25 protein-coding genes and 1 pseudogene are annotated in these 25,747 nt (G+C 68.9%); 10 read left to right on the top strand and 16 right to left on the bottom strand.

Annotated features, from left to right (window positions below):
• Nucleotides 1-50 precede the first annotated feature (50 nt).
• Together MKK70_RS28415 and MKK70_RS28410 are read right to left on the bottom strand one after the other, a co-directional pair.
• Nucleotides 51-575, bottom strand: coding sequence for a protein phosphatase CheZ (locus MKK70_RS28415; RefSeq protein ID WP_243933132.1), 525 nt, complete (start codon nt 573-575; stop codon nt 51-53).
• Nucleotides 576-613: 38 nt separating this feature from the next.
• Nucleotides 614-997 (bottom strand): response regulator, encoded by a 384-nt coding sequence (locus tag MKK70_RS28410; protein WP_147729619.1) that lies wholly within the window; start codon nt 995-997, stop codon nt 614-616.
• Nucleotides 998-1,294: 297 nt separating this feature from the next.
• On the opposite strand from MKK70_RS28410, the gene MKK70_RS28405 reads away from it, so the two are divergent.
• Nucleotides 1,295-2,233 (top strand): NAD(P)-dependent oxidoreductase, encoded by a 939-nt coding sequence (locus MKK70_RS28405; RefSeq protein ID WP_243951356.1) that lies wholly within the window; start codon nt 1,295-1,297, stop codon nt 2,231-2,233.
• Between the two features lie 171 nt (nt 2,234-2,404).
• The gene (gene lexA, locus MKK70_RS28400) at nt 2,405-3,145 is read left to right on the top strand and encodes a transcriptional repressor LexA (RefSeq protein ID WP_243933128.1); all 741 of its coding nucleotides are present in this window, start codon (nt 2,405-2,407) and stop codon (nt 3,143-3,145) included.
• Here lexA and MKK70_RS28395 read toward each other — a convergent pair.
• Nucleotides 3,139-4,611: pseudogene (locus MKK70_RS28395) on the bottom strand (ComEC/Rec2 family competence protein); the annotation flags it as partial. The gene lexA and the pseudogene MKK70_RS28395 overlap by 7 nt on opposite strands.
• A gap of 63 nt (nt 4,612-4,674) precedes the next feature.
• Between MKK70_RS28395 and MKK70_RS28390 the strand changes: the two are divergent.
• Nucleotides 4,675-6,306 (top strand): recombinase family protein, encoded by a 1,632-nt coding sequence (locus MKK70_RS28390; protein ID WP_243951354.1) that lies wholly within the window; start codon nt 4,675-4,677, stop codon nt 6,304-6,306.
• Between the two features lie 365 nt (nt 6,307-6,671).
• Nucleotides 6,672-6,899: a hypothetical protein gene (locus MKK70_RS28385; RefSeq protein WP_243951352.1), complete on the top strand. Its 228-nt coding sequence runs from the start codon at nt 6,672-6,674 to the stop codon at nt 6,897-6,899.
• A 221-nt stretch (nt 6,900-7,120) separates the two neighbouring features.
• Here the strand turns inward: MKK70_RS28385 and MKK70_RS28380 are convergent, their stop codons facing one another.
• Nucleotides 7,121-7,777, bottom strand: coding sequence for a type II toxin-antitoxin system VapC family toxin (locus tag MKK70_RS28380; protein ID WP_243951350.1), 657 nt, complete (start codon nt 7,775-7,777; stop codon nt 7,121-7,123).
• Nucleotides 7,778-7,925: 148 nt separating this feature from the next.
• Here MKK70_RS28380 and MKK70_RS28375 point away from each other — a divergent pair, with 148 nt between their 5' ends.
• A complete protein-coding gene (locus MKK70_RS28375; protein ID WP_243951349.1) occupies nt 7,926-8,420 on the top strand; it encodes a hypothetical protein in 495 nt (164 codons plus the stop codon).
• Here the strand turns inward: MKK70_RS28375 and MKK70_RS28370 are convergent.
• The 8 genes from MKK70_RS28370 to MKK70_RS28335 form a co-directional block, all read right to left on the bottom strand.
• Nucleotides 8,398-10,503, bottom strand: a complete 2,106-nt coding sequence (locus tag MKK70_RS28370) for a recombinase family protein (protein ID WP_243951347.1) — start codon at nt 10,501-10,503, stop codon at nt 8,398-8,400. The two genes, MKK70_RS28375 and MKK70_RS28370, sit on opposite strands and share 23 nt — an antisense overlap.
• Before the next feature lie 200 nt (nt 10,504-10,703).
• Nucleotides 10,704-11,597: a recombinase family protein gene (locus MKK70_RS28365; RefSeq protein ID WP_243951345.1), complete on the bottom strand. Its 894-nt coding sequence runs from the start codon at nt 11,595-11,597 to the stop codon at nt 10,704-10,706.
• Between the two features lie 324 nt (nt 11,598-11,921).
• Nucleotides 11,922-12,176 carry a hypothetical protein gene (locus MKK70_RS28360; RefSeq protein WP_243951343.1) on the bottom strand — a complete coding sequence of 85 codons (255 nt, stop codon included), beginning with the start codon at nt 12,174-12,176 and terminating at the stop codon, nt 11,922-11,924.
• A complete protein-coding gene (locus tag MKK70_RS28355; RefSeq protein ID WP_243951341.1) occupies nt 12,173-12,415 on the bottom strand; it encodes a hypothetical protein in 243 nt (80 codons plus the stop codon). Before MKK70_RS28355 ends, MKK70_RS28360 begins: the two co-directional genes overlap by 4 nt.
• Nucleotides 12,408-14,444 carry an AAA family ATPase gene (locus MKK70_RS28350; protein ID WP_243951339.1) on the bottom strand — a complete coding sequence of 679 codons (2,037 nt, stop codon included), beginning with the start codon at nt 14,442-14,444 and terminating at the stop codon, nt 12,408-12,410. Before MKK70_RS28350 ends, MKK70_RS28355 begins: the two co-directional genes overlap by 8 nt.
• 152 nt (nt 14,445-14,596) lie before the next feature.
• The gene (locus MKK70_RS28345) at nt 14,597-14,866 is read right to left on the bottom strand and encodes a hypothetical protein (protein WP_243951337.1); all 270 of its coding nucleotides are present in this window, start codon (nt 14,864-14,866) and stop codon (nt 14,597-14,599) included.
• A 390-nt stretch (nt 14,867-15,256) separates the two neighbouring features.
• Complete coding sequence (locus tag MKK70_RS28340) at nt 15,257-15,682, bottom strand: hypothetical protein (RefSeq protein WP_243951335.1); 426 nt, start codon at nt 15,680-15,682, stop codon at nt 15,257-15,259.
• Between the two features lie 140 nt (nt 15,683-15,822).
• Nucleotides 15,823-16,374: a metallophosphoesterase gene (locus tag MKK70_RS28335; protein WP_243951333.1), complete on the bottom strand. Its 552-nt coding sequence runs from the start codon at nt 16,372-16,374 to the stop codon at nt 15,823-15,825.
• 285 nt (nt 16,375-16,659) lie between these two features.
• On the opposite strand from MKK70_RS28335, the gene MKK70_RS28330 reads away from it, so the two are divergent.
• Nucleotides 16,660-17,355 (top strand): DNA-binding protein, encoded by a 696-nt coding sequence (locus MKK70_RS28330; RefSeq protein ID WP_243951331.1) that lies wholly within the window; start codon nt 16,660-16,662, stop codon nt 17,353-17,355.
• Nucleotides 17,356-17,358: 3 nt separating this feature from the next.
• Here MKK70_RS28330 and MKK70_RS28325 read toward each other — a convergent pair whose 3' ends face one another.
• Complete coding sequence (locus tag MKK70_RS28325) at nt 17,359-18,060, bottom strand: hypothetical protein (protein ID WP_243951329.1); 702 nt, start codon at nt 18,058-18,060, stop codon at nt 17,359-17,361.
• Entirely contained in the window at nt 18,057-19,166 is a 1,110-nt protein-coding gene (locus MKK70_RS28320; RefSeq protein WP_243951327.1) for a ComEC/Rec2 family competence protein, read from the bottom strand. Before MKK70_RS28320 ends, MKK70_RS28325 begins: the two co-directional genes overlap by 4 nt.
• A gap of 161 nt (nt 19,167-19,327) precedes the next feature.
• On the opposite strand from MKK70_RS28320, the gene MKK70_RS28315 reads away from it, so the two are divergent.
• Nucleotides 19,328-20,293 carry a hypothetical protein gene (locus MKK70_RS28315; protein ID WP_243951325.1) on the top strand — a complete coding sequence of 322 codons (966 nt, stop codon included), beginning with the start codon at nt 19,328-19,330 and terminating at the stop codon, nt 20,291-20,293.
• A gap of 384 nt (nt 20,294-20,677) precedes the next feature.
• Here MKK70_RS28315 and MKK70_RS28310 read toward each other — a convergent pair whose 3' ends face one another.
• A complete protein-coding gene (locus MKK70_RS28310) occupies nt 20,678-21,667 on the bottom strand; it encodes a zinc-dependent alcohol dehydrogenase family protein (protein WP_243951323.1) in 990 nt (329 codons plus the stop codon).
• A gap of 65 nt (nt 21,668-21,732) precedes the next feature.
• Nucleotides 21,733-22,485: an SDR family NAD(P)-dependent oxidoreductase gene (locus MKK70_RS28305; RefSeq protein WP_243951321.1), complete on the bottom strand. Its 753-nt coding sequence runs from the start codon at nt 22,483-22,485 to the stop codon at nt 21,733-21,735.
• 138 nt (nt 22,486-22,623) lie between these two features.
• On the opposite strand from MKK70_RS28305, the gene MKK70_RS28300 reads away from it, so the two are divergent.
• From MKK70_RS28300 to MKK70_RS28290, 3 genes are all read left to right on the top strand, one after another.
• Entirely contained in the window at nt 22,624-23,508 is an 885-nt protein-coding gene (locus MKK70_RS28300) for a LysR family transcriptional regulator (protein ID WP_243951319.1), read from the top strand.
• Nucleotides 23,509-23,777: 269 nt separating this feature from the next.
• Nucleotides 23,778-24,248: a regulator gene (locus MKK70_RS28295; RefSeq protein WP_243951317.1), complete on the top strand. Its 471-nt coding sequence runs from the start codon at nt 23,778-23,780 to the stop codon at nt 24,246-24,248.
• A 202-nt stretch (nt 24,249-24,450) separates the two neighbouring features.
• Nucleotides 24,451-25,743 (top strand): flavin monoamine oxidase family protein, encoded by a 1,293-nt coding sequence (locus MKK70_RS28290; RefSeq protein WP_243951315.1) that lies wholly within the window; start codon nt 24,451-24,453, stop codon nt 25,741-25,743.
• The last annotated feature ends 4 nt before the right edge of the window (nt 25,744-25,747 follow it).

Here is a 25,747-nt window from a genome sequence, read left to right as displayed (position 1 = left end):
CCGACGTCAGGCGCAACGCTCTAGCGGAGCCGGCCCCTTCCCGTCGAGGTTCAGGCGAACAGGGCGTCGATGTCGTCCTGCGCCGTCGCCGGGCCGTTCGGCTGCGGGCCGTTGAGGAGCAGGCGCTGGGCGCGCTCGTTGCGCTCGGCCTCGGCCGGGTCCTGTCCGGCGGCGTCCCGCGCCCGCACCGCGCTGGCGAAGCGCGCGAGCCGCAGCTCGAACTGCTGCAGGGCGGCGACCACCTTGCCGATCCGCTGGCCGGTGATGTCCTGGAAGGCGCAGGCCTCGAAGATCGTGCCGATGCCGCTCTCGACCGCGGCGCGGTATTCCGGCCCGTCCGGGAGCGCCAGCATCGACTCGGCCGCCTCCATGATGGTGTTGGTGGCGCCGGCGGTCGCGGCGAGGACGTTGCCGAGCTCCTCGTGCGCCATCGGGATGCGGTCGTGCGTCAGCTCGTTGGCGCGCAGGGCCGCGATCTCGTCGCGCACGTGGGCGATGTAGTCCGCGATCTCGATCAACTCGGACACCATGGTCGCCGGGTTGATCGTCGCGCCGAGCGGTCTTTGCAAACCCATCGTCAGCATTCCTCCGCGTGTCGGCCCCGAAAGGTCGGTCAGGCGCCGCAGACCGCCTCGATCTTGCTCTTCAGGGTCGCGGCGTTGAACGGCTTGACGATGTAGTTGTTCACGCCGGCCTTCTTGGCGGCGATGACGTTCTCGGTCTTCGACTCGGCGGTGACCATGATGAACGGCGTGGTGCGCAGGCCCTCGTCGGCGCGGACGTGGCGAAGCAGCTCGTAGCCGGTCATCGGCTCCATGTTCCAGTCGGAGATCACGAGGCCGTACTTGCGGCCCTTGAGGCGCGCCAGCGCGGCCGTGCCGTCGGAGGCGTCGTCGACCTCCTCGAAGCCGAGCTGCTTGAGCAGGTTGCGGATGATGCGAACCATCGTCTGGTAGTCGTCGACGACCAGGATCGGCATGCTGAGATCGAGGGCCATGGTCAAACTGCTCCGGTGTCTCCGAATCGCCGGCTCGGCCGTCGGCGTCGGTCACGCAATGTCGGGAGGCGCTGTCGCTGGTCGCACCTCATGCCCGGGACCTTACGCCGGGCGGCATTGCGAAGCGGTTAATCGCGCTGCGATCGGCGCACCCACTCGGATAGGCGGCGCGGCCGCCTTTACCGACGCGCTCGGCTGCGTGATGACGATGCCCCCAGCCGCGACGTCGCCCGGACGCCGCGGCAGAGCGGGCAGCCCGCCGGCACCGGCCCGGCCGCGGAGAAGGATCGCCGCCCCATGCGCAAGGTCGTCATCAGCGAGTTCATGGACGAGGCCGCGATCGCGGCGGAGCTCGCGGGGTTCGAGCCGCTCTACGATCCGACCCTGGTCGACCGGCCGGACGCCCTGCGCGCGGCGCTCGCGGGCGCGTCCGGGCTGATCGTCCGCAACCGCACGCAGGTGCGCGCGGGCCTGCTCGCGGCGGCACCCGACCTCAGGGTGGTGGGCCGCCTCGGCGTCGGGCTCAACAACATCGATCTGGCCGCCTGCGCCGCCCGCGGGATCGCGGTCCATCCCGCGACCGGCGCCAACGACGGCGCGGTGGCCGAGTACGTGATCGGCACCGCGTTGCTGCTGCTGCGCGGCGCCTACGGCGCGAGCGCGCAGGTCGCCGCGGGCGCGTGGCCGCGCAACGCGCTGATGGGACGCGAGATCGCCGGCAAGCGCCTCGGCCTCGTCGGCTTCGGCGCGATCGCCCGCGAGACCGCCCGCCGTGCGGCGGCCCTCGACATGACCGTCGCCGCCTTCGACCCGCACCTTGCGCCCGACGACGCCGCGTGGCGCCCGGCGCACGGCGCGGTGGAGAGCCTAACCCTTGACGCGCTGGTCGCAACGAGCGACGTGCTCTCGCTGCACGTGCCGCTGACCGAGGCGACGCGCGACATGATCGGGCCGGCGGCGATCGCCCGGATGCGGCCGGGCGCGATCCTGATCAACGCCGCCCGCGGGGGCGTCGTGGACGAGGCCGCGGTCGCCGCGGCGCTTCGGTCCGGGCACCTCGGCGGGGCGGCGCTCGACGTGTTCGCCCAGGAGCCCGTGGACGCCGCGGGCGGCGCGGCGCTGATCGACGTGCCGAACCTCATCCTGACCCCGCACATCGCCGGCGTGACGCGGGAATCGAACGTGCGCGTCTCGGCGGTCACCGCCCGCGCCGTGCGCCGCAGCCTCGAGGGCTGAGCCCCGCAGCGCAGCGATCGAAAAGGGGCTCGGCGCGCGACGAAATTCGACGCACCGGTCGGATGGGCCGATGAGAACCCTTGCGGAACACTTGACGAACGTTTAACGTGTTCGTGTTTTGTTTCTGCGGCTCAACCTTCGTGTGGCCGCGCATTCTTGCGAGCCGCGCCGATGCTGACCCGTAAACAGCTGGATCTCCTGCGATTCATCGACGAGCGGATGCGCGAGGACGGTGTTCCGCCGTCGTTCGACGAGATGAAGGATGCCCTCGATCTCAAGTCGAAATCCGGCATCCACCGGCTGATCACCGCCCTGGAGGAGCGCGGCTTCCTGCGCCGGCTTCCGAATCGGGCTCGGGCGATCGAGGTGCTGCGCATGCCCGACGGCGCCGGCCGCTCCAGCGCGCCCGCCCCGGTGCCGGCAGCTCCCGCCGCGCCGCGCCGGTTCACCCCGAGCGTGGTCGAGGGCGGGCGCTCGAAGGCCGTGCCGCCGCGTCCTTCCACGACGCAGATGGTCGACGACAGCGGTCGCGCGGTGTCGATCCCGGTGATGGGCCGGATCGCGGCCGGCACGCCGATCTCGGCGATCCAGAACCAGAGCCACGCGATCACCATGTCGCCGGACTTCCTGGCCGGCGGCGAGCACTACGCCCTGGAGGTCCGCGGCGACTCGATGGTCGAGGCGGGCATCCTCGACGGCGACCTCGTGGTCATCCGCAAGCAGGACACCGCCAACACCGGCGACATCATCGTGGCGCTGATCGACGACGAGGAGGCGACGCTGAAGCGGCTGCGCCGTCGCGGCTCCTCGATCGCGCTCGAAGCGGCGAACCCGGCCTACGAGACCCGCGTGCTCGGGCCGGATCGGGTGCAGATCCAGGGCCGCCTGGTCAGCCTCGTGCGCCGTTACTGAAGGGTCTCGCCCGGCATCTCCGGGTTCGGGCCGTCCGCGGTCGGATCGTCGGGTGCCGGGTCGGCCTCCTCCGCCCGGGGGGGCGGGGCGGCCATGCCCTGGAACGGGACGTCCTTCGGCTTGGGCTCGGCCGCGGGCGACGATCCGCCCGCTGCCGCGTCATCCGTTCCCTGGGGCGGGGGACGGACCATCGCGGGGCGCCACGGCAGCGTCCGTCCCGGCTCATGCGTGTCGGCCAGAATGAAGCCATTCGGCTCGACGCGGATCGCCGCGGCGCCGTGGCTGGCGAGGTAGGCGCGATCGATGACGAGGGCGGCGGCGCAGCCCGGCGGTGCGGCGAGCGCCGTGATCAGCACCGAGGCCTTGGCGCAATCCTGCGCGAAGCCGCGGCGATCCTTCAGAAGCGCCACCGCGCGCCCGTCGGCCAACCGAAGCGTGCATCCGATCCGATCGCAGGCGGGACCGCCCGTCGCCTGCGCGCCCGGCCTGCCGTCGCCGTCGGCCTTCAGCCACTGCTCCAGCACGAAGTTCGACGGGCGCCCGAGGGCGACGAGGCTGCCGTCGGCGCGGCGCACCGCCGCCCCGCTGCCCTGGCGGTCGACGTAGATGTCGTAGCGGGCCGGCATCGTCGCTAGGCCGAGCCCGAGCAGCGCCGGCGGCAGGGCGAGCCAGCGAAGGCGCGAGACCGGGAGCGTCGCGAGCAGCAGCCCCGCGGCGAGGCACCCGAGCGCGGCGGTGCCGAAGGCCGGGACCACGACGTTGGCGCGCCCGAGCCCCTGGATCCAGCCGGAGATGGTCAGCATGCCGCGCACCGCCAGTCCCATCAGCCACCAGACCGGCTGGTCGAGGGCGAACGGGTAGGCGACGATGCCCAGCACCGCCGCCGGCATCACCGCGAGCGAGACCAGCGGCAGGGTGAGCGCGTTGCCGATCAGCCCGTAGGGTTGGACGGTCTGGAAGTGGTAGGTGGCGAAGGGCGCGGTCGCGACCTGCGCCACGAGCGTCGTGCCGAGTGTGCCGACCACCGTCGTCAGCGACAGCGCGATCAGCCGGCCGATCCGCCCGGCCCCGTCGCGGCGGAACATCCCTCCATCGATCAGGCGGGCGCAGGCGATGAGGCCGGCCACCGCCCCGAACGACATCTGGAAGCTCGGGCCGAGCAAGCCTTCCGGCTCGTGCGAGAGCGCGATGAGCGCGGCGAGAGCGAGGTTGCGCATGCTGAGCGCCGGGCGATCGACCAGGATCGCCCCGAGCATGATCAGGGTCATCACGAGGGAACGCTCGGCCGCGATGTCCCAGCCGGAGAAGACGCAGTAGGCGGTGACCCCGACCATCGCCAGCGCCGCGGCGATCTTCTTGATCGGCCAGGCCAGCGCCAGGAACGGCACCAGGGCGAGGCCGGCACGGACGAGCCAGAACACGACCCCGGCGGCCAGCACCGTGTGGAGCCCTGAGATCGAGACGACGATCTTGCCAGTCTGCCGGCATATGGGTACGGCGGGAGACCTCTGAAGAAAGCCTGGGCGGTCATGTTCCACAACAACCCCCGGCTGGGCGCGCCGGACCCGGCAATCGCCTACTCCTACCTTCGCCTGAGTTCGAAGCGGCAGGCGAACAAGGCGGACAGCAAGACCTACCGCGACGGCTTCCGCCGGCAGATCATGCTGCGGGACGACTATCTGGCGGTGAACACCCACCTCACGCTCGACACCCGTCTGGTGCTGCACGACATCGGGGTCTCGGGCTTCACCAATGCGAACGCGGCACCCGGCGGCCAGGGCAAGCTCGCCGCCTTCATGGCCGAGGTGGACGCGGGACGGATCGCCAGGGGCTCGTACCTCCTCGTCGAGAGCCTGGACCGGATGACCAGGCAGCAGGTCTCCCGCGCCCAGGCGATGCTGCTCCAGATCGTGAACGCCGGGATCGTCGTGGTCTCGCTGGCCGACAGCCAGGAGTATCGCGAAGACGCCCATCCCATGCAGTTCATCATCTCGATCATGTCGCTGACCAGAGCCCATGAGGAATCCCTCGTGAAGTCCAAGAGGCTCAGGCAGACCTGGGTCGAGAAGCGTCGCAAGGTCGGCGAACGCAAGCTGTCGAGCCGTTGTCCCTCCTGGCTGACGCTGGTCGACGGAGCCTTCGTGCCGAACGACGCGCGCGTCGCCGTGGTGCGGGAGATCCTCGGATACCTGGCGGAGGAATGGGGCCGCGACCGGATCGCGCGCATCCTCAACGCGCGGGGCGAGCCGACGTGGGGACACGGGCGCTGCTGGCATGGGGGCACCGTCCAGAAGGTCACCGACAACGAGGCGCTGATCGGGCGCTTCCAACCCCACCGGCTCGAATACGTCGAGAAGGGCGGCATCACGGTGGCGAAGCGCGTGCCCGACGGGCCGGTCATCGAGGACTACTTCCCGAGGGTCGTCGACGAGGACCTGTGGGAGCGGTCGCGCGCGGTCGCGATCAAGCGCCGGCTCGGCAAGGCGCCGAACAGCGGCGGCCCCATCGGCACGGTCGTGACGAACCTGTTCGGGACCGTGGCCACCTGCGCGGTCTGCAACGCGCCGATGAACTACCGGGATCGCGGGCCGCGGTCGACGCCGGTCCTGCGCTGCTCCTCGGAGCGGGGCGGCGCGTGCACCAACGCCTTCCGCATCCCCTACCGTGAGACCGAGGACGCCGTCCTGAGCTGGCTGGTCAAGGTCGACCTCGCCGCCGGCGCCAGGACCGAGGCGCAGCACCTCGAAGGCCGCCTGAAGGCGGCCGTGGCCAAGCGCGACGCGCTCCAGGCCGAGGGCGAGGCCATCGTGCAGGGCGTCGGCAAGGGTTCGCGGTTCTCGGCGGCTCCCCTCGCCCGAATCGAGGCCGAGCTTGGGCGCGTCGAGGCCGAGATGGCCACGGCAGCGGCGACGCTGCGGGTCCTCAGGGCGTCGGGACGCGATGACGAGCGCAAGGCCGCCGTGATCCACCTCTTCGAACTGAACATGCGGGATGCGTCGCCCGCGGAAAAGTTCGCGGCCCGTGCCCGCATCCGGCAGACCATCAGGGAGACGGTGACGTCGATGAAGTGCGAGCCGGACGGGCACGTGCGGATCACCACCGTCGACGGCTCGGAGCACCTGTTCCGCGACGGATTCATCTTCGAGGCTGGACGGTGGTGACCCTGGGCCGGAGGCTTCCTCGGCCTCCACCCGAAGATGAGCAAGGCTGAGGAGCATCGCAGGGCGGAATGGTACCGCGAGTTCATGGAGAGCATCGGCGAGTGGCCCACCAAGGGGAACTGAAGCTGCCGCCCGACATCACGTTCTCCTGTGGATCATATCAACCCGGACGTTTCCGCTCTCAATCCCAATTCGCCGAAGTAGAACGTTCGATGTTGCTTGACCAATCAACAGCGGACTTACTACGTCGGCGAGTTATCGTACGAAATGCAGGTTGCTTTGGCGGGATCCCTGCTAAGACACGCCTGAGGGAGCCCTGGCGTGCATCCGCGCGCCGGACTGTGTTCAAGTAACGGGAGTAAGAGATGAACGGGATCTACAAGGAATCCGAGTTGGCCGGGATGGACGCGGTCGCCCTCTGCCGCGAGGCGGCGACCACGACGCTCGGGCTTAACGTCCAGCTCGACGACGGCTCGCTGATCGTCGTCACGTGCTACGCGAAGCTCGACGCGGCCAACCTGGGACAGGCGCCCGCCCTGGCCCGTGAGGCGGCGGAGCGGTTCGAGAGCCTATCCCGCGGCGAGCAGCACTAGGGGCTCATCCCCTCGCACCGAGTCGGGGCGGCGTTGTTCACGCGGCGCCTGCCGACCGGTTCGTTGATCGCCCCGAGAGAGGGGCGAAGAAGGCGTCCCTTCGGTCGGGATATCGTTGAGCGGGTGGTCGATGCCGTCGCGTCGTCCAACCGCCCGCTTGGAGGTTAGAGTGGCAACGGCCATTCGCGGTTTGGACGCCATCGCGCGTCTCCGCGATGGCGTCAGCCCAACCGGAGCCGCCAAGCCATTCGCCGCATCAGGCGACGAACCCACTTGATCAGAAACCGCTCCGGCCGATCCCGAACCTGTCGGGCCGCTGCGTATCCGGCCGGGAGCTCACGCCCGAGCTCGGCCCACCTTCCGGCGACGGGGAGGTACAGGCCGGGCAAGGGCGCCACTCGGTGGATGGCGAGGAAATCGCGCTCGTTGTCCGAGGCGATGGGGAAGCCCGTCACGCGGGAGAACGCCGCCAGCATGACGTCACCGCCCGAGGACGGCAGCTTCTGGTTGGGCTGCGTGATCCAGAAGTTCTTGAGCGCGGGCTTTGCCCGAAGGCGGTGGAACTCTTCCTGGACGGGCAACGAGGCCCTGACTATGCGTGCCTCGCCCTGGGTGATGGTGAGGTCGCGCCGAAGGCTCCTCGCCAACTTTAGCATCTTCCGCTCCTCCGCATGGAGGACGCCGAAAAGCATTTCGCCGTTGATGCAATCGGGCAGGATGCGCTGTCCCCGGTCCAGGCTCGCGTACCATTGCCGCAGCGCCGACTGGTTCGGACCGGGCTTCCTGATGCTGCTGAACGTGCAGGTGTCGATCAGGAACCCGCCTTGGGCGGGCAACGCGATCATCCTGGGTACGGGCGCGCGCTTGAACAGCATCATTGTCGGCTGGACCTCTCATTTGCCCGATGGGCGGTAATGGGAGGGTTAGCGTGGGCGGTTGACAGAGTCTAGGCCAACGCCCATCGAATCCAGCGTCGACCTCTCATCTTGGGAGGTCGTCCACACGACTCGACGGGATCGATCCGGTATGGACAAGGACTTGCTGGAGCGTGACCTGGCGGCGGCGAAGGCCGAGATCGACAGGATCGACCGAGAGGTGCACGAGCTTGGACGGCGACGTGCGCTGGTCGAGGATTACGCCGCGAGCTGCGCGAAGCTCCTCGGGGCGCTCGACGAGGTCGCCCCAGGCGGGGCGGGCGGGCCGCCCGCCTTCATCCTGCCCATGGCGGAAAGGGCGGACCTCCCACCGTCGGGCCTCCCTCTTCCAGATCGGCCCTCGAACGGGCGGAGTGCCCTCTCATGGGCCCGCCATTACTGGGGAGAGGTGGTCGACGAGGCCGTCCGCATCATAGAGCGCGAGGGGCGCCCGCTGACGGCCGCGGCGATCCACGCCCTCCACAGCCATCGCAGGGAGCTCTCCCCCGAACAGGTCTACGACGCCCTGTACAAGCGCGCGCGCCGCCGCCGGTTCGTCGAGAGCGTGGATGGGAAGTTCCGGCTCATCGACAAGCCTCGGCCGTGACGCTTGCATCCGCCTTCGCCGTTCCGATGCGGAACTTACGCCTGGACAGGAGACGCGGATGCCCCGGCAGGTGTCCGTACCGCACGGGATCGCGTTCGGCGAGCAGCCTGGCGATGCCGTCCCATAATCCCCGGTCGTCGAGGATCAGCGCCCACGTGTAGAGCTTCATGGGTCTACCGTCCCCGTGCAGGCTGTGCCAGGGCGCACCGGTCTTCACGACGAAGAGCATGGCCTCGATGACCGCGAACCTGTTGCGGGCGCGCGCGATCCCGCCCCTGAAGCGCTGGCCGGACAGGAAGTCCTCGATGGCCGACCGGTCCCCCTCCGTCAGGCTGAACTCCCCCTTGGCCTGCCGCTCGCGGTCGGCGGCGGCGCGCAGCGAGTTCTGGTACCGACCGTCGGCCCCGTCGTAGCCCCCCCTCAGGACGACGCTGCCGAGGCGCCCGGTATCGAGGATGGGCGTGTCGGCGAGCGGCGCGACCCGGAGCCTCACCGCCACGTCGAACAGGCCGCGTCCGGTGACGTCGACGTCGATCCGCTCGACGATCTCGCGGACGGAGGCGACGAGGACCTTGCCGGCCTCGTCGACGGGCCTGAAGGGCGCACGGGCCCGGACCGTCTCGATGGTGGCCCGGAGCGATGCGACCTTGGCTCGGTCGACCGTCGCGGGGTGGGGCCGTCGCGGCAGGGCGGCCAGGGCCACCTCCGCCTTTTCCAGGTCCTCCTCGACGTTGGCGCGGACCTTGGCGAGGGTCGTGCCCCTGAAGCCCTTGGTGTAGGCATCGTCGAAGGTCGCCAGCAGCTTGTTGTTGAGTTGGGTGACCTGGCGCTCCAGCGTGGTGCGGCTTGCGACATGCTGGAGTTCGGCCCGTGCGTTTTCCTCGTTGTAGGCGTCGAGGTAGGCGTCGACGAAGCCCGGTTCGTCCAGACGTTCGCAGACCAGGCCCAGGACGACCCGCTCAAGCTTCTGGACATTCACCGTCTTGTCGTACGCGCAGGTGCCGTGCCTGATGTGTCCGAGGCAGCCGTAACGCACCATCTCGTGCTGCCCACCGGCGACCGCGAGCGTCCGGTCGCATCCCGGACACGGGACCAGCCCGGTCAGCATGAAGGAGGACCCTTCCGCCACGGCCCGCTCGGGCCGGTGCCCGCGCCGTTGGGCTTGTCCAAGCGCCTGGACCTTCTCCCACACCCCTTGCTCGACGATCCTCAGTTCCGGCGCCTCCACGGTGATCCAGTGCTCGGGATCCCTCACCGAGACGGTGACCTTGCCGGTATCGCGGTCCTTCTGGGTGTGGTGACGGCCGTAGACGATGAGGCCCGCGTAGATCTCGCGCTGCAGCGTCGCCATCACGCCGTGGTGGCTCAGCCTCCCGCTCTTGGGATAGACGAAGCCCTCGGAGGCCAGGATGGTGCAGATGGTCGTGATGCTGAGCCCCTGGAGGCGCATGTCGTACATCCTGCGCACCACGTCGGCCTGGGCCTCGTTGACGACGAGGACGCCGGGCTGGCCGGGGACGCGGTCGTAGCCGAGGCTCGCGCCGGCGGGCACGCGCCCTTCCCGGGCCATGACGTTGCGGGCGTATTGCGACCGTTCGCCCATGATGCGGCGCTGCTCGTCGCCCATCAGTCCTTGGAACGCGATGTCCTGTAGGGACAAGCGTCCGCGCCCGGGCTGGTGCATCTCCACGCCCATGTTCGCCAGTTGCTTGTAGGTCGTGCTGAGGATGCCGAGGTCGCGCGCGAGCCGGTCGCCGTTCTCGATGAGCAGCACCCCGAACTTGCCCGCCTTGGCGCCCTTGACCATGTTTTCGAGGCCGACCCGGCCGACCGCGTAGGCACCGCTCTTGGCCCGGTCGACGAAGACGGCCTCGACCGTGAGCCCCCTGTCGCGGGCGTACCCGTTGCACACCTCCACCTGGCGCTCGATGCTCACCTCCGTCTGCTCGGTCGTGCTGTAGCGGGCGTAGATCACGCACTTGGTGAGGTCGGCCCCCTCCCTGCGCCTGCGGGTGCGGTTCGACAGCCGGGTGCCGAACGTCCTGGCCGGCAAGGCGGCGCCGTTCTCGTTCATCTGATCCATGGCACGGGTTCCTGTGCGGCCTCCGTCGCCCGTCGAGCGCACGCGGTCGGCCGGCCGGCCGAGAGGGCCGGTCGAGGGTTCGGGGATGGGTTTCGGTGGTCGGGCCGGCGCCCGGGTGCCCCGCCGCGCCGGCCTAAGGTCTCCCCGCCGCCCGACGGGGGATGCACGGGGCCGGCGTCACGCCGGCCCCGCTCTCGCCGTCACCGGATCGCGGGGCCCGATTCCGGGTCGGTGGCGGGCGTCGGCTCCGCCGGGACCCGGGGCCCGATCCCGAACATGGCCTGCACCGCCTCCCAGGTGGCGCGGGCGACGATGGTCAGGTGCTCGACGGGGTAGAGCACCCATTCCCGTTGGGGGCGGGGCACGATCCGGATCAGCCCGGTGTCCACGTCCCGCACCCGGGCCGTGCGTCCGTAGACGATCATGCCGCTGTACATCTCGGTCCGCAGCACCCTTTCGACGCCCCGCCCGTTCCACGTCCTGAGGGCGTCCTTCCTGGCGCTCAGGACGTCGGCGATCCGGTTCGGGCTCAGCTTGCCCAGGCGCAGTTCGAAGGCTTCACGGATGACCGCGGCCTGCTCGGGTACGATGACCCGCTCCCCCGGGTTGCCAGGGCCCAGGCGGTAGCCGTAGCAGTACCGGCCCGAGACGAGCCTGCCCCGCGCGGCCGGGTGCAGCCCGAAGCTGGTCCGCTTCGCCGCGATCCGCCGTCTCTCGTGCTCCCCCATCCCTTGGAAGCAGACGTCGCGGAGGGTGATCCTTCCCCATCCGACCTGCATGATCTCGACGCCGTACCGGGACAGGGACGTGACCAGTGCGGCGAGGTCGTCGAGGTTGCGGGAAAGGCGGTCCGGGTGCTCGATGACGAGTACGCCGAACTCCCCGCGCTCCGCATCGCGGAGAAGCCCGGCGAGCGCCTCGCGGCCGGCGACGGTCGCGGCGCCGCCCTGGTCGGCGTAGACGTTGCCGAGCGTCAGCCCGAGCAGCGTGGTTTGGGTCTCGCAGGCCGAAAGCTGGCGCTCGATGGACGCCTCGTGCTGATCGCCCTGGGCCCTGAGGTAGGCGACGGCGATGGTCTTCTTGATGTGTTCCATGTGGGGATGCTCCGAATGGGCCGCCGGCGCCCCTTGGGCATGCGCGGTCGGCCGGCCGCGCCCGTCGGGGCGGCCAGGGTTGCGATGGGTGTTCGGAGGATCGGGCCGGCGTCGGGGCGTCCGCATGGGCGGAGCCGGGCCAGGAAAAGGCCGCGCCGGCCTAGGCTTTTGTCATCGAGGGCCGCGCGACGGCGGCGAAGGTCCGGGTGAACATCGGAATGACCTTGCGGTGGGTGACGCCTCGTCGTGAGGCACCATGTGGATCCCAAATCCGGGAGGACTCCACAAGCGAAGCGCGAAGTCTCTGGTTCGAGTCCAGGCTATCTATAGAATCGAGCGGCTCTGATATGTCCGGCTTTGATTCGGGCTCATCTTGTGAGCCAAGCATCCCATCTCGATCTCGCCGGGCCTCGACGTTCGACGACTCGGCACCCACGTGCCGTGTTCGGCCTCGTCCGGGCCGGGCTCGGCGGGGGCGTCGGCCAATGCCTGCCGGAGGTCGAGCTGCGCCTGGTAGCGGCCGAGCGCCCTGGCCAGCGCCAAAAGGTCGGGGTCGAGGTTTTCGCGGTCCTTGGTCATGTCAGGGGCTCCGTGGGCGGGTTCGATGGGCGGTGCCGGATGGTCGGGCCGGGGAAGGACACCACGGTCCCGCCCAGCCTCGGGCGGTGTTGGGTTTCGAGGACGAGCTCCATGGCGGTTTCCATCTCGACGGAGATGGAACCCAGCAGGTCGTGGAGGTCCTCGGGGGCCAGGAGGCGGGTCAGGGCCAGAAGGTCGGCGACGACCCTTCCGATGCGCGCGTCGGTCTCGTTATGCATGGATGCCTCCCAGGCGGTCGGGGTTGCCGAGGGTGCGGGCCGGAGGATGGGCGGCGATGATCGACCGGACGGCATCGCCCCCGAGCACCCGCCGCACGACCAGCCGGGCCGCGACGGCGTCGATGGCGGCCTCGTGCGTCCTGACGAATTCCCGGGCGCGGGCGTACAATGCGTCGAGGTCGGAATGCACGATCCTGAGGAAGGCCGGATCGTCCAACAGGGCGAGGGCCTGGCGGCGGTCACCGCGGTAGACCAGGCTGGTTCCGAGGCCGTAGGAGCCGTGCTTGCCCGCGACGAGCGCCGTGGCGGCCGCGAGGTCGGATGCGGGCCCTCCCGCCGCCCCGGACGTGGCCTTGCCCCAGTGCTCGTCGGCCGCCCGGCCGCAGAGGGTGGACACGACGAGCGCGTCCAGTTCGGCCGCCCCGAGGGAGGTGGCGTCCCTGAGCCTGGACAGCGTCTTGCCCGCGAAGGGGCCCTGCGCGACGATGCTGACGCTGTGGATGGTTCCGACCGAGAGACCCTCGACCGAGACGCAATGCGCCGCCTCGTGGCGGGCGGTCGCCAAGATCGACTCGTGCGACCGCGTCTCGGGCGGGGCGATCTCGGACAGCAGGTCGTCCGCGACCATGCGACGGCCCGCGGCCGCCGCCGCCATCCTGGCCCCCCTCACCCACCCCGCGGCCTGGGCCCCGGTGGCGCCCGATCCGATGGCCGCAAGCGGCCCGAGGTCCTCTCCGGAGAGGTCGTCCTTGAGGTGCTGGCGCATGATGCCCGCGAGGGCCGCGTCGTCCGGCCGCCCGATGTGGACGATCCTGTTCAGGCGACCCGGGCGGACCAGCGCCTCGTCGAGCCTCTCGGGGAAATTGGTGGCGCCGATGACGATGATCTTTGATGCGGCGCCGGATACTGCACCGTCTAAAGTCATAAGTAGATGTGACACCAATGAAACCCAGTATTCACGGTGACGTGGATCGCAGGTCGCACGGTTAGGAATACTATCGCATTCGTCCAAAAGCAGTACGGCACCTTGGGATGCGGCCTGCTGGAAGACCTCGTCGATCTTGCGGCAGATGTCGTTGAGGTATCCGTTGGTCTGGGAGAACCAGGACGAGACGCTCGTTGCCAAAAGAGGCATTTGCAACGACTTGGCAAGACTTCGGGCGAAGGTCGTCTTGCCGACGCCGGCTTCGCCGGACAGCACGATGTTCTTGTCCTCGACGGAACTCAGGCTTCTCCTGCCGGCGCGCACGTCCTCGATTGCTGAGACGAGCCGCAGGCCCCACGCGCCGGCCTCGCCGTAGCCGTGGCAATCCTGGAGGAGCGGCACGTCGGCGAGGTCCGCGACGGGGGCGCGCTTGGACCGCGAGGCCGCCTCCAGCCGGCGGACGCAGGATCGCGCGGTGTCGTCCCTGCGGATGCAGGCCGCGATCTCGTCGGCCGAGAGGCCCTGCACGATGTCGGGCCCCATCCGTCCGACCCGTCTCTGCCCCGTGACGAGGCGGATGACCTTCCGGATCACCCGGAGGCTAGGGGCGTCGAGGACGATCCTGACGTCGGCGGAGGAGACCAGGGCGGCGGGCAGGTAGCGGACCGGGTCGGTGGAGACGCCGAGGATGCTCGAACCGCCGGACAGGGCTTCTCCGGCCGCGTCGCTCCCGTTTTCCGGCTTGTCCGAGACCTTTGACCCGCCCGACCTCTTGTAGGTATCGGCCCACGGTCGTGTCTTGGACAGTGCCCGTGTGACGGGCGTCACCCATGACGCGTCCGGGACGGCGACGGTCATGCCGACGTTGCGCTGCCCGGCGAGGAGGCGGATGTCCCGCATCGACAGCGTGACCTGCAGCATGGTGACCGCGATCAGCGTGGACACCCGGGTGAAGGCGACGAGTTCGTCGGGGGCCGGCGGTTCGGGTGGGTAGTGGCCGTGATGGTCGGCCTCGTGCGCGATCCGCTTCGCGTGGGCCTTGAGCGTGCCTTGGGGCGTCGAAGGCTTGTTCGATGTCTTCCTGGTCGATGTCTTCTCGGTCATGGCGGCCTCGTCGGGCCGCCGCGTTGTGCGCCGGTCAGCCCCTGGGATGGGTTTTCGGGATGGTCGGGAGGGGTCGGCACGGCGGGCGTTTGGGCTGGCCGGCCGGGCGCGGTATCGAGAGCGTGGTCATGGCGGGTCCTCTTGGGATCGGGTCAGCGGTCGACGTCGAAGGACTCGGTCTCGGGCCGGCGTTGGCCCCATGCCGTGACGGTGACGTCGGTGGGCCTCGAACCGGTACGGTCGTCGAGGCGGCGGGCGCGGGCCTCGGCCTCGTCGTGGGCGGCGCGCCCGAGGGCGACGAGGGCCCCTTCGACGGCGGCGCGGAAGGCGGCCTCTGACATGTCGCGCATCAGGTGGAGGCGCCTGAAGAGGACGCCCACCAGGTCGTCGGACGTGCGGGTTTCGTGGTCGGGATCGGGCATGGCGGCCTCGGACGCGGGCCGCCGGGCGCGATTGCGCGCCGGTCAGGCCGTGGCGGTGGACGGGGTGGGAAACGCGGCGCTGCGCATGGGCAGGCGGGGTTTCCGTATGAGGCGGGCCAGGGGCACGTTCGGTCTCGTTTCGGGCGGCGGGCGGAAACGCTTTCGCCGATGTCGTTTACTTTGAATCCCTAAACCTGGGCGTCAAGCCTGGGATTCGATTGAGGACCGCCGAAGGGTGGTCGATCTGCTTGGGGTTGTGGATCCTGGGGAAGATACCCCCAAGTCCAGGCTAGTTTTCGCCGTTCGCGCCAAGCGACCTCCAACCCCTGCACGGTCGCGTGGTTAACGGGTCCGGGGATCGGCGCGCATCGAGGCGGTCGGGTGCATGCCTCAGCCGACGTGGGCGGCCCGCTCGCGATATTCGTCGAGCTCTTCCTGGGTCAGCGGCTTCAGTTGCCGGTTCGGTCCGTACTCGTCGGGGCAGACGAGGTGGTCGATGTAGCTTTGGGTGGCCGGCTCGACGCCGCCCTGCCAGGTGATGCCGGGTTTGCCGGGTTGGACGATGAAGCTCATCTGGTCCTCCCAGATCGGGCGCCCGGGCATCACCTGCTGCTTCCTTTGCCTCGCCTCTCCTTTGGCCGCGAACGTGACGATCAGTGCGCTGGCCTCGGTCTCGCCGGGATGGCGGATCTCGCGGGCCTTGAAGTTGCGGGACCGAGGCAACTTCCGTCCGAACGGGGTCAGGTCCGCGGCGATCCAGATCGGGTGCCGTTCGAGCTCGTCGGCATCCCTGAGGGAGCGGACCTGCAGCACCATGGGAACGGGCACCGTCCTCAGGTCGGGCCCGAGGGGATGCATCATCGTGGTGAGGCGGACGGTGCGGAAACTGGCCATGCCGACAGCCTGGACGGAAGGCATTTCGATCCGATTACCCGACGGCCGGCCAACGGTGGCGCCTACGGCACGCCGTTGGCGGCCTGGGCGTTCTCCGCGAGGCGCACGCGGATCTCGTCGAGGGTGACGGGCCTGAAGCCGAAGCAGTCGACGCCGACATCGGTGCTGGCCGCCGTCCCCGGTAGGCTGCCGTGCGAATGTCCGTACAGGTGGAGCTCGCCGTAGTTCATCCGGGGCCAGACGCGGTGGGCGTAGTGGCTGAGCCAGATTCCCTGGACGTGCCCCGATGGTTCCGGAACCCTCACGTGCGCGACGTCGACGACGGGTCCGTCCCACGGCATCCGCGATCCGATGCGGTCGTGGTTGCCCCGGACCAGGAACCGCTTTCCGTTGAGGCGTTCGAAGATCGCGCGGGCACGCTGTTCGGTGCAGCTGAAGGAGAAGTCGCCGAGGTGCCAGACCGTGTCCCCGGGGCGGACGGCGGCGTTCCAGTTGGCGACCAGGGCCTCGTCATGCTCCTGGATGGACGCGAAGGGGCGGCGGAACGGCATGCGGTCCGAGAGGATCGCGGCGTGGCCGAAATGGGTATCGGAGACGAAGAGTTGGCGTGACACGGGAGCCTCGTGGGAACGAGGCGTCACGCGTGGCGGCACCTCGGGGTCAGTCGGTCGGGTGCTGGCGCGCGCGTATCATCGTGGGTCTCCGAGAAGGTTGGCGACCGTGGCCTGGCCGGTGCCGATAGGCAAGGCCGAACCCTCGGATCCACAGGGCTCGGGGGCCGGGATTCGCGACTCCGAGGGCAGCGGGCACCGGGACGCGCTTCCCCGTGCCTGCGTCCCCACCTTTCAGAATCATTAACCATGTTGGCCACATCCTCTTGTCGAGAGGGAGTGCGGGCGATGGCGGGCAAGGACGCGATCTACGAGGCGATGATCTACCGGGCGTGCGACAAGCTGCTCGCCGCCCGGAAGCGCGTGAGCCTGCGCAACCTGATCGCCGCGCTGCCGAACGGCGGCACCAACCGGATTGTCGGGCCGATCCTGCGCGAGTGGAAGTCGGATCGGGACTACCGGCCGCGGCTGGTGGTGAACGACCTGCCGGAGGCGGTGCAGGGCGAGCTCGTGGCGTTCACGCGGGCGGTCGTCGAGGCCGCGCAGGCGAGCCAGGCGAAGCTCCTGGAGAACGACCGCAGGAAACTGGAGGCCAGGCTCCGGGCCAACGACGAGATCCGCGACGACGCGCTGACGGAATGCGATTTCCTAAGGGAGGAGAACATCCGTCTGGCACGGGAGGCGGCCGAGGTGCTGAAGCTGCGGGCCGAGAACGAGCAGATGCGGAGGCGCCTGGACCGGATACGTGCGGAGGAGTTCTGGGACCGGGTCATGGTCGAGGTGGCGGAGACGATGCCGGTCGGCGGATCGCGGCCGCTGGACGAGATCCTCGCAGGCATGCGGGAGTCGGTGCTTCGCGGGGCGAGGCTGCACAAGGAGCCGCTCGACGAGGACACCCTGAAGAAGAAGATGCTTGGCCGGAAGAAGCACGGAAAGTATTTCGAGGTGGCTCCGGACGGCACCCTGGTCCGCAAGGCCGGGTGAACGTCAGGTCGCCTTCCCGGGTTTCGGATCGCGCCTCGTCGTCGAAGCGGGCTGCTTGAGGGGTCTTGCCGCCTTCCTGGCGAGCACCGTGCAGACGAAGCGCTCGCCGTAGGTGGCCGCGGTGTGCCGGACCACGAGGAACTGCAGCAGCAGGCAGCCGAGATAGGCCATCAGGACCGTGGGCGGCTCGATCATGAAGGCCGCGGCCGCGCCCAGCCCGATCAGGCACATCGCGGCGAACCCCGTATAGTCGCGGGTGAAGAGATACTCGCCGTGGCTGTAGAGGACCGCCGGGTCGTTCTCGCTGTCCTTGAAGAGCCGGTACCACATCCGGTTCTCGGCCACGGGGTCGGTCGGCCAGTCCTTGCCCAGCAGCTTTTTCAGGCCGTCGAGGTCGATGCGGGGATCGGAGACGGCGAACACGCTGAACGCCCGATGGCCGGGCAATGCATGCTTCCAACGCAGGAAGACCAGCCGGGTCTTGATGTCGTCGCTCAGCAGGCCGTTGGCGACGGTGGTGAGGATGAGGGCCAACGACAGCGGGACGAGGCTGGTGGCGCCCGCGACCACGCCCTTGAGACCGGCGGCCGACACGGCCTCGTACTGCGAGAAGGCATAGAGGACGGCGACGTTCGCGGCGATGGTCGTCCAGAGCTTCGGCCGGTTCGCGTCCTTCAGGGCTTTGGACGTCGACCCCTTGCTCACGTGTACTCCTCCACGCGGTCGAAGAACGGGACCTGGGCGGCCGCGGTGTAACCGGGCCGGACCGGGAAGCCGCCCCAATGGACCTTGGACGAGCCCTGCGTGGCGATGACGTAGCCACCGCGGCGGGCGAAGGCGTTGAGCACGATGTTGCGCGGATGCTTGCTGTCGTCGGTCGGGGCCGAAACGTAGGCGTAGAACCGCGTCGGGGCGTGATGGGGTTGGATTGGGCCGAGGATGCGGTTCAGCATGGTCGGACCGGAATTCCTGCGGCTGCCGTGATGAGGAACCTGCACCATCTGGAAGCCCTGGAGAGGAAGGCCCATCCGAACGGCTGCTTCCGCCGCCCATCCCAGCCCGCGATCGCCGGCATCGCCCGTCAGCAGGACCGGGCCACCCTCGAATGAGCCGTACAGGACGACGCTCGACTCGTTGCTGGCGCTGGTGATGCCGCCGTCCCTGAGACGCTCCCTGTCCCAGGTTTCGGTCGTCCAGCTCTGCAGGGACGCCTTCACCGACTCGAACAGGCGGGTCGCCGGGCTGGACTTGCCGATCCATAGGCCCTGGCGCTCGATGGCAGGCTGGTCGGGGTCCGGCGTCTTTTCGAACTGGGGCAGCAGATGGAGGTAGGTCCATAGGTCCGGCGACAGAACGCGGAAGGGTCCGATGTCACTGCCTGCGAAGGCTGGGCGTATGGCGCACCCCCGCCTATCGGCGAGGTCGTAGATGTCCGAGACGATGTCGTACTCGCCCTTGATCCGTCGGGTAAGACTTTCGCCGGTCGTCAACTTGTTCGCGAACAGCGGCAACGCCTCGGCGGCATGGAGCCAGGGGGCGTGCATCCATAGGTTTAGAACCGGGATCTGCTCGAAGACCGTGCGCAGGCCGGAGGCGTGATCGCCGTCGGCATGGGTCAGGACGACGTGCTCCAGGACCGGACCGGGCCCGAAGAACCGCCTGAGATGGCCGACGATCTGATCGCCGGTCGTGGCATGCCCGCCGTCGACCAGCATCAGCTTGTAGTCGTGGGGCTCGCCGTACCGGATGACGATGGCGTCACCGGCCTTCGATGCATCGCCTACCGGCAGGAACTCGATCTCGCACTTCATCGGCTATCCCCGACGACCGTCGACCGCTCGATGCCTCGGCTTGAAAGCTTTCCACATAAAGTCCTTGGCCGATGACAACCTCAGCCGAATGTTTGGGTTAAGGCTTCTGAACCCGTTTTGTTCCTTAAGCTTACCCCGTGATCGAACCCTGGACGCGTGCAATGATCGTCGCGTTGCGACGCCTCGTTCGAGACCGTGCCCCGGGACGCGATGCGGCGGCACATCCTCAAGCCGGTGGTACCGCAGCCGTGCATCAATCGATCATCCTCAGGATCCAGTCCGAGGCCCAGGATCGGAACGTGCCGTTGGCCAGTATCCTGAGCCGCGCGCGGATCGCGGCTCGGAGGCTTTCGTTGCCCGGCGTGCCGGACTGGCTCGACAGGGAGACGGACGGCTACGCCGCGGTCGAGGACCTGCCCGACTACCGCTGGGTCCCGGGGCGTCACGAGTTCCTCAACCCGGTGCATGGGTGGCGCCCCCTCATCCACGAGGGTGGCGCGCCTCCGATCCCGATGATGCAATCGGTCTACGACCTGGAGGAGCTCTTGGTCATGTCGAAGGCCGGGTTCCTCACGATGTCCGCGGGTCCGGTGACGCTCGCCGAGTTCGACAGCAGGATGACCTTCCACACGAGGTTCCGCATCCAGAACATCGATGCCTGGCGGTCACTGTCGCAGGTCCGTCGGCTGATCCTCGACTGGACGATTGCGCTTGAGAGCGCCGGCGTCCTCGGCGACGGCACCATGTTCACCGCATCGGAGCGGACGGAGGCTTACAGCGTGACCCAGAACTTCATCGCCCAGAACCAGTCCATCGGCGTCGCCGGCAACGTCTCCGGCGGCACGAACACGATTGCCGCGAACCAGACGTCCGACGGCGGCATGGACGTCAGGAAGGTCCGTGATTTCCTGGCCGAGACGAGTGGCCTGATCGCACATCTGCCGTCCTCGGTCAGGGACGAGATGCGTGAGGTCGTCGCGGAGGCGCAGGCCGAGGCGGGCAAGGCGAACCCCGACGGGAAGAAGGTCGGAAAGGCGCTCGCGGTCATCAAGGACCTGGGCATGCGCGCCGGCGGCGGCGTCATCGCGAGCGGTATCGTCTCCGGGGTCGGCGCCCTCCTCTCCTGACGTGGTTACGTCCCGGACGGCACGCCCTCAGGGCTTCCCTTGCCTATGTCGGACCCCACCCAGTCGTCGGGTAGGTAAGCGTTGGCGAAGGCTCCGCCGGGCTGCGATGGGCGTCATGCCTGTATCCGAGGTGTTCTGTCATCGTGGGGATTCGCGACTCTGAGGGCAGCGGGCAACGGGAAGCGCTTCCCTATGCCCGCTGTCGGAATCAACGTTTCGTAAACCATGTGCTTGTCGATGGGCCGGGACCTTTCCGGGCCTGGGCGAACTGGCACGAAACGGAGTGGCGGCGATCACGACGACCCGTACCGGGCGTTCGGGTTTCGAGCGATACGGCCTCGCTGGTAGGAGGCCGTATCCGCTGTTTGGTTCAGCGTCGGTCGGTCAGACGGTGACCACGATCTTCCCGACCTGCTCGTTGCTCTCCATGAAGCGGGTCGCCTCCACGATCTCATCGAGCTTGAAGGTCCGCGCGATGACGGGCCTCAGCGCGCCCGAGGCCAACCCCTCAACGATGAACGCCTTGGCCCGCTCCAGCCGCTCCGGGTCCGTGGTGATCTCGAAAAGCTGGTAGCCCCGGATGGTGAGGTTCTTCCCGAGGAGTGACAGGACCGGCACCGGCACGTCGGCGACGTCGAGCGCGCCGTACTGGAAGAAGATGCCGAGGTGCGAGAGCGCATCGAGGATCTTCGGGACCTCGGGCCCGCCGACCGGGTCGAAGGCAATGCGGGCGCCCTTGCCCTCGGTGATCCTCCTGACCTCGGCGACGAGGTCCTGCTCGGACGTGGCGATGACGTGCTGGGCCCCCGCCGCGAGGAGCGTCTCCCGCTTCGAGCTACCCCGCGTGAGCGCGACCGAAACGCCGCCGAGCATGTTGACGATCTGGATGGCAGCGAGCCCCACGCTGGACGAGGCCGCCCGGATCAGCACCACGTCGCCCTTTTGCATCCTGGCGATGTCGACCAGGGCGCCGTAGGCCGTGACGAACATCATCCAGGTCGCGGCGGCGTCCTCCCACGACAGGCTCTGCGGGTGCCTGACCACGCCGAAGGCCGGGGCGTTCACCAGCTCGCCGTGCAGGCCGTATTCGCCCAGCACGAAGCAGGGCACGACGCTGACCTTGTCGCCGACCGAGAAGCCTTCGACGCCGGGGCCGATCCTCTCCACGAGGCCCGCGGCCTCGTAGCCGGTGGTGGCGGGAAAGGTCGGCTGGGTGACGTACTGGCCGGTCCGGAACATGACCTCGGCGCGGTTCAGACCCATGGCCTTCACCCGGATCTGGACCTCGCCGGCCTTGGGAGCGGGCACCTCGACATCCTCGACCTTGAGGACCTCGGGACCACCGATCTCATGGAATCGTACGATGCGCGACATGGGCTGTTCCTTGTCCTGGGATGGGATGAACGACCGCCTGAAGCGGTCCGGGTGACGCCGGAGTGTCAGAAGGAATACCGCCGCATGCCGCCATCGACCGTGAGGACGATGCCGGTGACGTATCCGGCCTTCGGGGAGGCCAGGAAGGTGACCGCGTTGGCCACGTCCTCCGGCTTCCCGAAGTCCCGCAGGGCGATCTCCCGTTCCGCGAACTTGCGCCGCTCGTCGCCGGGGTAGAGCCGGCGGATCTGGGCCGTATCGATGAGGCCGGGCTGGACGCAGTTCACGGTCACGCCGTGCGGGCCGAGCTGCTCCGAGAGCCCCTTGGACCAGACCACCAGGCCTGCCTTCGCCACCATCGCCGCGTTCACCACCTCCGGCTCCAGGTTGCCCGAGATGCTGATGATCGATCCCGCCTTGAGGCTGAGGAAGTTCGGCAGGAGGGCCTGGGTGAGTTGCCGGTGACGGTCGAAATTCAGGGTCATACCCTCGACCCACTGCTCCTCGGGGGCGTCGATGGCCATTGGACGGCTCCCGCCGGCGTTGTTGACGAGGACGTCGACGTGGCCGAGCGCCGACAGCGCCGCCTCCGCGATCCGTCCCGGCCCGTCGAAGGCAACGAAGTCCTGCTCGAAGGTGACCGGGGCGATGCCGCCGGCGTCCACCACCTCCGCGACGAGGCTCGCCAGCAAGTCCTTGTCCCGGGCGGTCGCGAACACCCGTACACCCTCGGCCGCCAGGGTCTTGGCGATGGCCCTTCCCAGCCCTTGGCTCGCGCCGGTCACCACTGCCGTCTTGCCGTTCAATCCAAGGTCCATGATCGTTCCCCGCCGATGCCGGCCATCGCCGATGCCATTCCCACGGATCGGGGATCGGCTGCTGACCTGAACCTACGGGTGGGCGACTGTTGCGATAAGCTGTTAGTTACTGCGCGCGGTGCTGAATGAGATAGAACAATGCGCGCGAGCGAACTCGGTGAGATGTCGACCTTCCTGGCGGTCGCCAGGCATCGCAGCTTCCGGAAGGCCGCAACGGAGCGCGGCGTCGCTTCCTCCGCGGTCAGCCACGCCATCCGCAGCCTTGAGGAGCGCATCGGCGTTCGGCTGCTCCAGCGCACGACCCGGTCCGTCGCCCTGACCGATGCGGGCGAACGCTTTCTCGCCGAGCTCGCACCCGCCTTCGAGCAGATCGCGAGGGCGCAGGAGAGCCTGAACACCTTCCGGGAGACCCCGTTCGGCACCGTCAGGATCAACCTGCCGACCTCGATTGCCCCTTTCCTGCTGCGCGACGTCATGGTCCCGCTGATCGCGGAGAACCCAGGTCTGAACCTCGACGTCGTGGCCACCGACAGCCTGGTCGACATCGTCGAGGAAGGTTTCGATGCCGGCATCCGGTTCGGCGAGGTGCTGTCCCGGGACATGGTCGCCGTCCGGATCGGGCCGGTGCAGCGTCTCGTCGTGGTGGGCTCGCCGGAATACCTGAGCAGGAACTCTCGCCCGGAGCACCCGCGCGACCTCGCCCGCCACATCGGCATCCGGTACCGCTTCCCCAGCGGCAAGATGTTCAACTGGCGGTTCGAACGGGACGGCGAGGCCATCGAGGTCGAGGTCGACGGCCCGATCACCCTCGACGACCAGCAACTGATGATCGAGGTCGCCGCCAAGGGAGGCGGTCTCGCCTACGTCTGGGAGGATCGCGCCAGGCCGTTCCTCGATGCCGGGACCCTGGGCTTATGCCTGGAGGCGTGGTGCCCCGTGAAGGGCGACCTGTTCCTCTACTACCCGAGCCGGAGGCATGTCTCCGGCGGTCTCAGGGTCCTGATCGACCGCATGAGGATCTGACGCCACGGCTGGATTGAGCTGAGTGCGGACCCGAGAAGGGTCGGCTTTCGACGGTCGGTCGGCACGCTCGTCACGGTGCTGGCGGTCATCCGACACGCGGTCTGAATGTCCGCCTTTACCTACTACTTCATGCGGCAGGTTCGCTTGACCGGAAGGGCCGCCGCATCGATCCGTCGTGCGGGACGTTGCCCCCAGGTCAAACCATCCGATGCGGCGGAAAGCCGTGCGCCGCCCATGAGCGGCCGGAGGGGACAACGGAAGGAAACGGGATGCCGAAGCCCATGTTCGACGAGAGCAACATCACCTGGCGGACGCTGGATTGGCTGCCGCACATCGCGTTCTTCGTCTACAAGGTCGACGAGGAGAACCGCATCGTCGACGTCGTGTTCAAGTTCGCGGCGAACCAGAAGGTGATGCTGCACCGGCACAAGAGCCCGTACGTGACGCTCGTGATGCAGGGCGAGCTCCGTTTCTACCGCGAGGACGGCACGCATAAGGAGACGCGCCCAACGGGCAGCTACGTCTCGGGCGTGGCGAACGGCGACCCTCACATGGAGGGCGGCGGCGACGAGGACGCCATCGTGTTCTTCAGCAACCGCAACATCGAGGACGCGCTCTACGAGTTCCTCGACGACTCCGGCGATCCCGTCCAGGTCCTCGGCATCGCCGACTTCAAGGCACAGCTCGAAGAGCAGGTCGCGACGGGGACCTACGCGAAGGTGACCGCCAGGGCCGCCTAAATATTGCGATGCCGGCGCGCCGTTTGGCATCCCCGGCGTTCGCCCGGTCCTGACCGTCATGGCGGACGGACTGATGCACAATGCCGGCCGGTTCCGAGACGCAAAGTCGGTACGGCATGTCCGAAGATCAAATCCGGCTCCGGTGCTGTGCGACTGCCGCACGAACCTTGGAAGGCATGTCGGTCGACCTCACCTTTGGGCCATGGGCAATGGGTTCGACGTCATCATCGTAGGGGGAGGCGCCGCCGGTATCGGGGCGGCGCGGCGGCTTGCGGTCCATGGCGCATCGGCCTTGCTGCTTGAGTCGTCGTCGCGCCTCGGAGGCCGCGCCTACACGCAGGACCTGGGAGGCTATTCGCTCGACCTCGGCTGCGAATGGCTCCACTCGGGCGACCGCAACGCATGGGTCGGCATCGCCGAGGCGTCGGGCTTCCCGGTCGACCGCGGCGAGCCGCCGTGGTCGAAGGCGCACCCCGGCATTACCCAGGACGAGGACGCCCAGGAAGCGGCGCAGGAAGCGTTCGGCGACTGGGAGGAGCGGCTCCGCGCCGTGGCGGCGGGCAGCGACCGGGCAAGCGATGCCCTTGAGCCAGGCGGCACCTCTAACGCCTACGTGCGGGCCATCGCCGGCTTCATGAGCGGCGTTGCGCCCGAGCAGATCTCCGCCGCCGACTACCTGGCCTACGACGATGCGTCGTCGGGCCGGAACTGGCACCTGCCGCTCGGCTACGGCACGCTGGTCGCCGCCAGCCTGCCGTCCTCGACGACGTTGCGCCTCGCCACCCCAGCCGAGCGGATCGACCTGACGGCGGACGGCGTCGCCGTCACCACCCGCGCCGGCATCGTCCGCGCCGGGGCCGCCATCCTCACGGTCTCGACCGCGGTCCTGGCCGGCGACGCGATCCGTCTTCCCGCTGGGACCGAACCCTGGCGCGAGGCTGCCGCCGGCCTGCCGCTCGGCCGCAACGAGAAGCTGTTCCTGGAGATCGTGCGTGACGCCGCGTTCGAGCCGGACTCGCATGCCTACGGCAACCTCCACGACTCAAGGGCCGCCGCCTATTCCATCCGCCCGAACGGGTGGCCGGTGATCGAGGCGTTCCTCGGGGGTGACGGGGCCCGCATCGTCGAGGAAGAGGGCCCGGCAGCCGGGTTCGCCTTCGTCTCGGCGGAGTTGGCCGCCCTGTTCGGCAGCGACGTGGCGTCGGCGATCCGGCCGCTCGCTGCGACGTCCTGGAGCCGGATGGCGTCCATCGGCGGCGCGTATAGCTGCGCCTTGCCGGGCCGATCCCAGGCACGGGCACAGCTGGCCCGCCCCTTCGAGGATCGCCTCTTCTTCGCGGGCGAGGCGACGCACCCGTTCGATTTCACGACTGCCCACGGGGCCCACGATAGCGGGCAGAGGGCCGCCGACGAGGCGATGGCGGCGTTGGTGGACAGGCTTGGCCTCGGACGGCTAGGCCCACCCGCCGCGGCGGGAGCGCGAGCGGTCGGGTAGCGAC

Source organism: Methylobacterium sp. E-041, assembly GCF_022829665.1.
GTDB lineage: Bacteria > Pseudomonadota > Alphaproteobacteria > Rhizobiales > Beijerinckiaceae > Methylobacterium.
This window is presented reverse-complemented; position numbering and strand designations above follow the sequence as displayed.

What these genes read in the sequence shown, in the direction of transcription:
- MKK70_RS28385 (WP_243951352.1), top strand. Translation starts at nt 6,672, where the DNA reads ATGAACGGGATCTACAAGGAATCCGAGTTGGCCGGGATGGACGCGGTC.
- MKK70_RS28380 (WP_243951350.1), bottom strand. Translation starts at nt 7,777, where the DNA reads ATGATGCTGTTCAAGCGCGCGCCCGTACCCAGGATGATCGCGTTGCCC.
- MKK70_RS28405 (WP_243951356.1), top strand. Translation starts at nt 1,295, where the DNA reads ATGCGCAAGGTCGTCATCAGCGAGTTCATGGACGAGGCCGCGATCGCG.
- MKK70_RS28370 (WP_243951347.1), bottom strand. Translation starts at nt 10,503, where the DNA reads ATGGATCAGATGAACGAGAACGGCGCCGCCTTGCCGGCCAGGACGTTC.
- MKK70_RS28315 (WP_243951325.1), top strand. Translation starts at nt 19,328, where the DNA reads ATGATCGTCGCGTTGCGACGCCTCGTTCGAGACCGTGCCCCGGGACGC.
- MKK70_RS28295 (WP_243951317.1), top strand. Translation starts at nt 23,778, where the DNA reads ATGCCGAAGCCCATGTTCGACGAGAGCAACATCACCTGGCGGACGCTG.
- MKK70_RS28330 (WP_243951331.1), top strand. Translation starts at nt 16,660, where the DNA reads ATGGCGGGCAAGGACGCGATCTACGAGGCGATGATCTACCGGGCGTGC.
- MKK70_RS28305 (WP_243951321.1), bottom strand. Translation starts at nt 22,485, where the DNA reads ATGGACCTTGGATTGAACGGCAAGACGGCAGTGGTGACCGGCGCGAGC.
- MKK70_RS28375 (WP_243951349.1), top strand. Translation starts at nt 7,926, where the DNA reads ATGGACAAGGACTTGCTGGAGCGTGACCTGGCGGCGGCGAAGGCCGAG.
- MKK70_RS28410 (WP_147729619.1), bottom strand. Translation starts at nt 997, where the DNA reads ATGGCCCTCGATCTCAGCATGCCGATCCTGGTCGTCGACGACTACCAG.
- MKK70_RS28365 (WP_243951345.1), bottom strand. Translation starts at nt 11,597, where the DNA reads ATGGAACACATCAAGAAGACCATCGCCGTCGCCTACCTCAGGGCCCAG.
- MKK70_RS28340 (WP_243951335.1), bottom strand. Translation starts at nt 15,682, where the DNA reads ATGGTGCTGCAGGTCCGCTCCCTCAGGGATGCCGACGAGCTCGAACGG.
- MKK70_RS28310 (WP_243951323.1), bottom strand. Translation starts at nt 21,667, where the DNA reads ATGTCGCGCATCGTACGATTCCATGAGATCGGTGGTCCCGAGGTCCTC.
- MKK70_RS28320 (WP_243951327.1), bottom strand. Translation starts at nt 19,166, where the DNA reads ATGAAGTGCGAGATCGAGTTCCTGCCGGTAGGCGATGCATCGAAGGCC.
- MKK70_RS28290 (WP_243951315.1), top strand. Translation starts at nt 24,451, where the DNA reads ATGGGCAATGGGTTCGACGTCATCATCGTAGGGGGAGGCGCCGCCGGT.
- MKK70_RS28360 (WP_243951343.1), bottom strand. Translation starts at nt 12,176, where the DNA reads ATGACCAAGGACCGCGAAAACCTCGACCCCGACCTTTTGGCGCTGGCC.
- MKK70_RS28390 (WP_243951354.1), top strand. Translation starts at nt 4,675, where the DNA reads ATGTTCCACAACAACCCCCGGCTGGGCGCGCCGGACCCGGCAATCGCC.
- MKK70_RS28415 (WP_243933132.1), bottom strand. Translation starts at nt 575, where the DNA reads ATGGGTTTGCAAAGACCGCTCGGCGCGACGATCAACCCGGCGACCATG.
- lexA (WP_243933128.1), top strand. Translation starts at nt 2,405, where the DNA reads ATGCTGACCCGTAAACAGCTGGATCTCCTGCGATTCATCGACGAGCGG.
- MKK70_RS28345 (WP_243951337.1), bottom strand. Translation starts at nt 14,866, where the DNA reads ATGCCCGATCCCGACCACGAAACCCGCACGTCCGACGACCTGGTGGGC.
- MKK70_RS28350 (WP_243951339.1), bottom strand. Translation starts at nt 14,444, where the DNA reads ATGACCGAGAAGACATCGACCAGGAAGACATCGAACAAGCCTTCGACG.
- MKK70_RS28300 (WP_243951319.1), top strand. Translation starts at nt 22,624, where the DNA reads ATGCGCGCGAGCGAACTCGGTGAGATGTCGACCTTCCTGGCGGTCGCC.
- MKK70_RS28355 (WP_243951341.1), bottom strand. Translation starts at nt 12,415, where the DNA reads ATGCATAACGAGACCGACGCGCGCATCGGAAGGGTCGTCGCCGACCTT.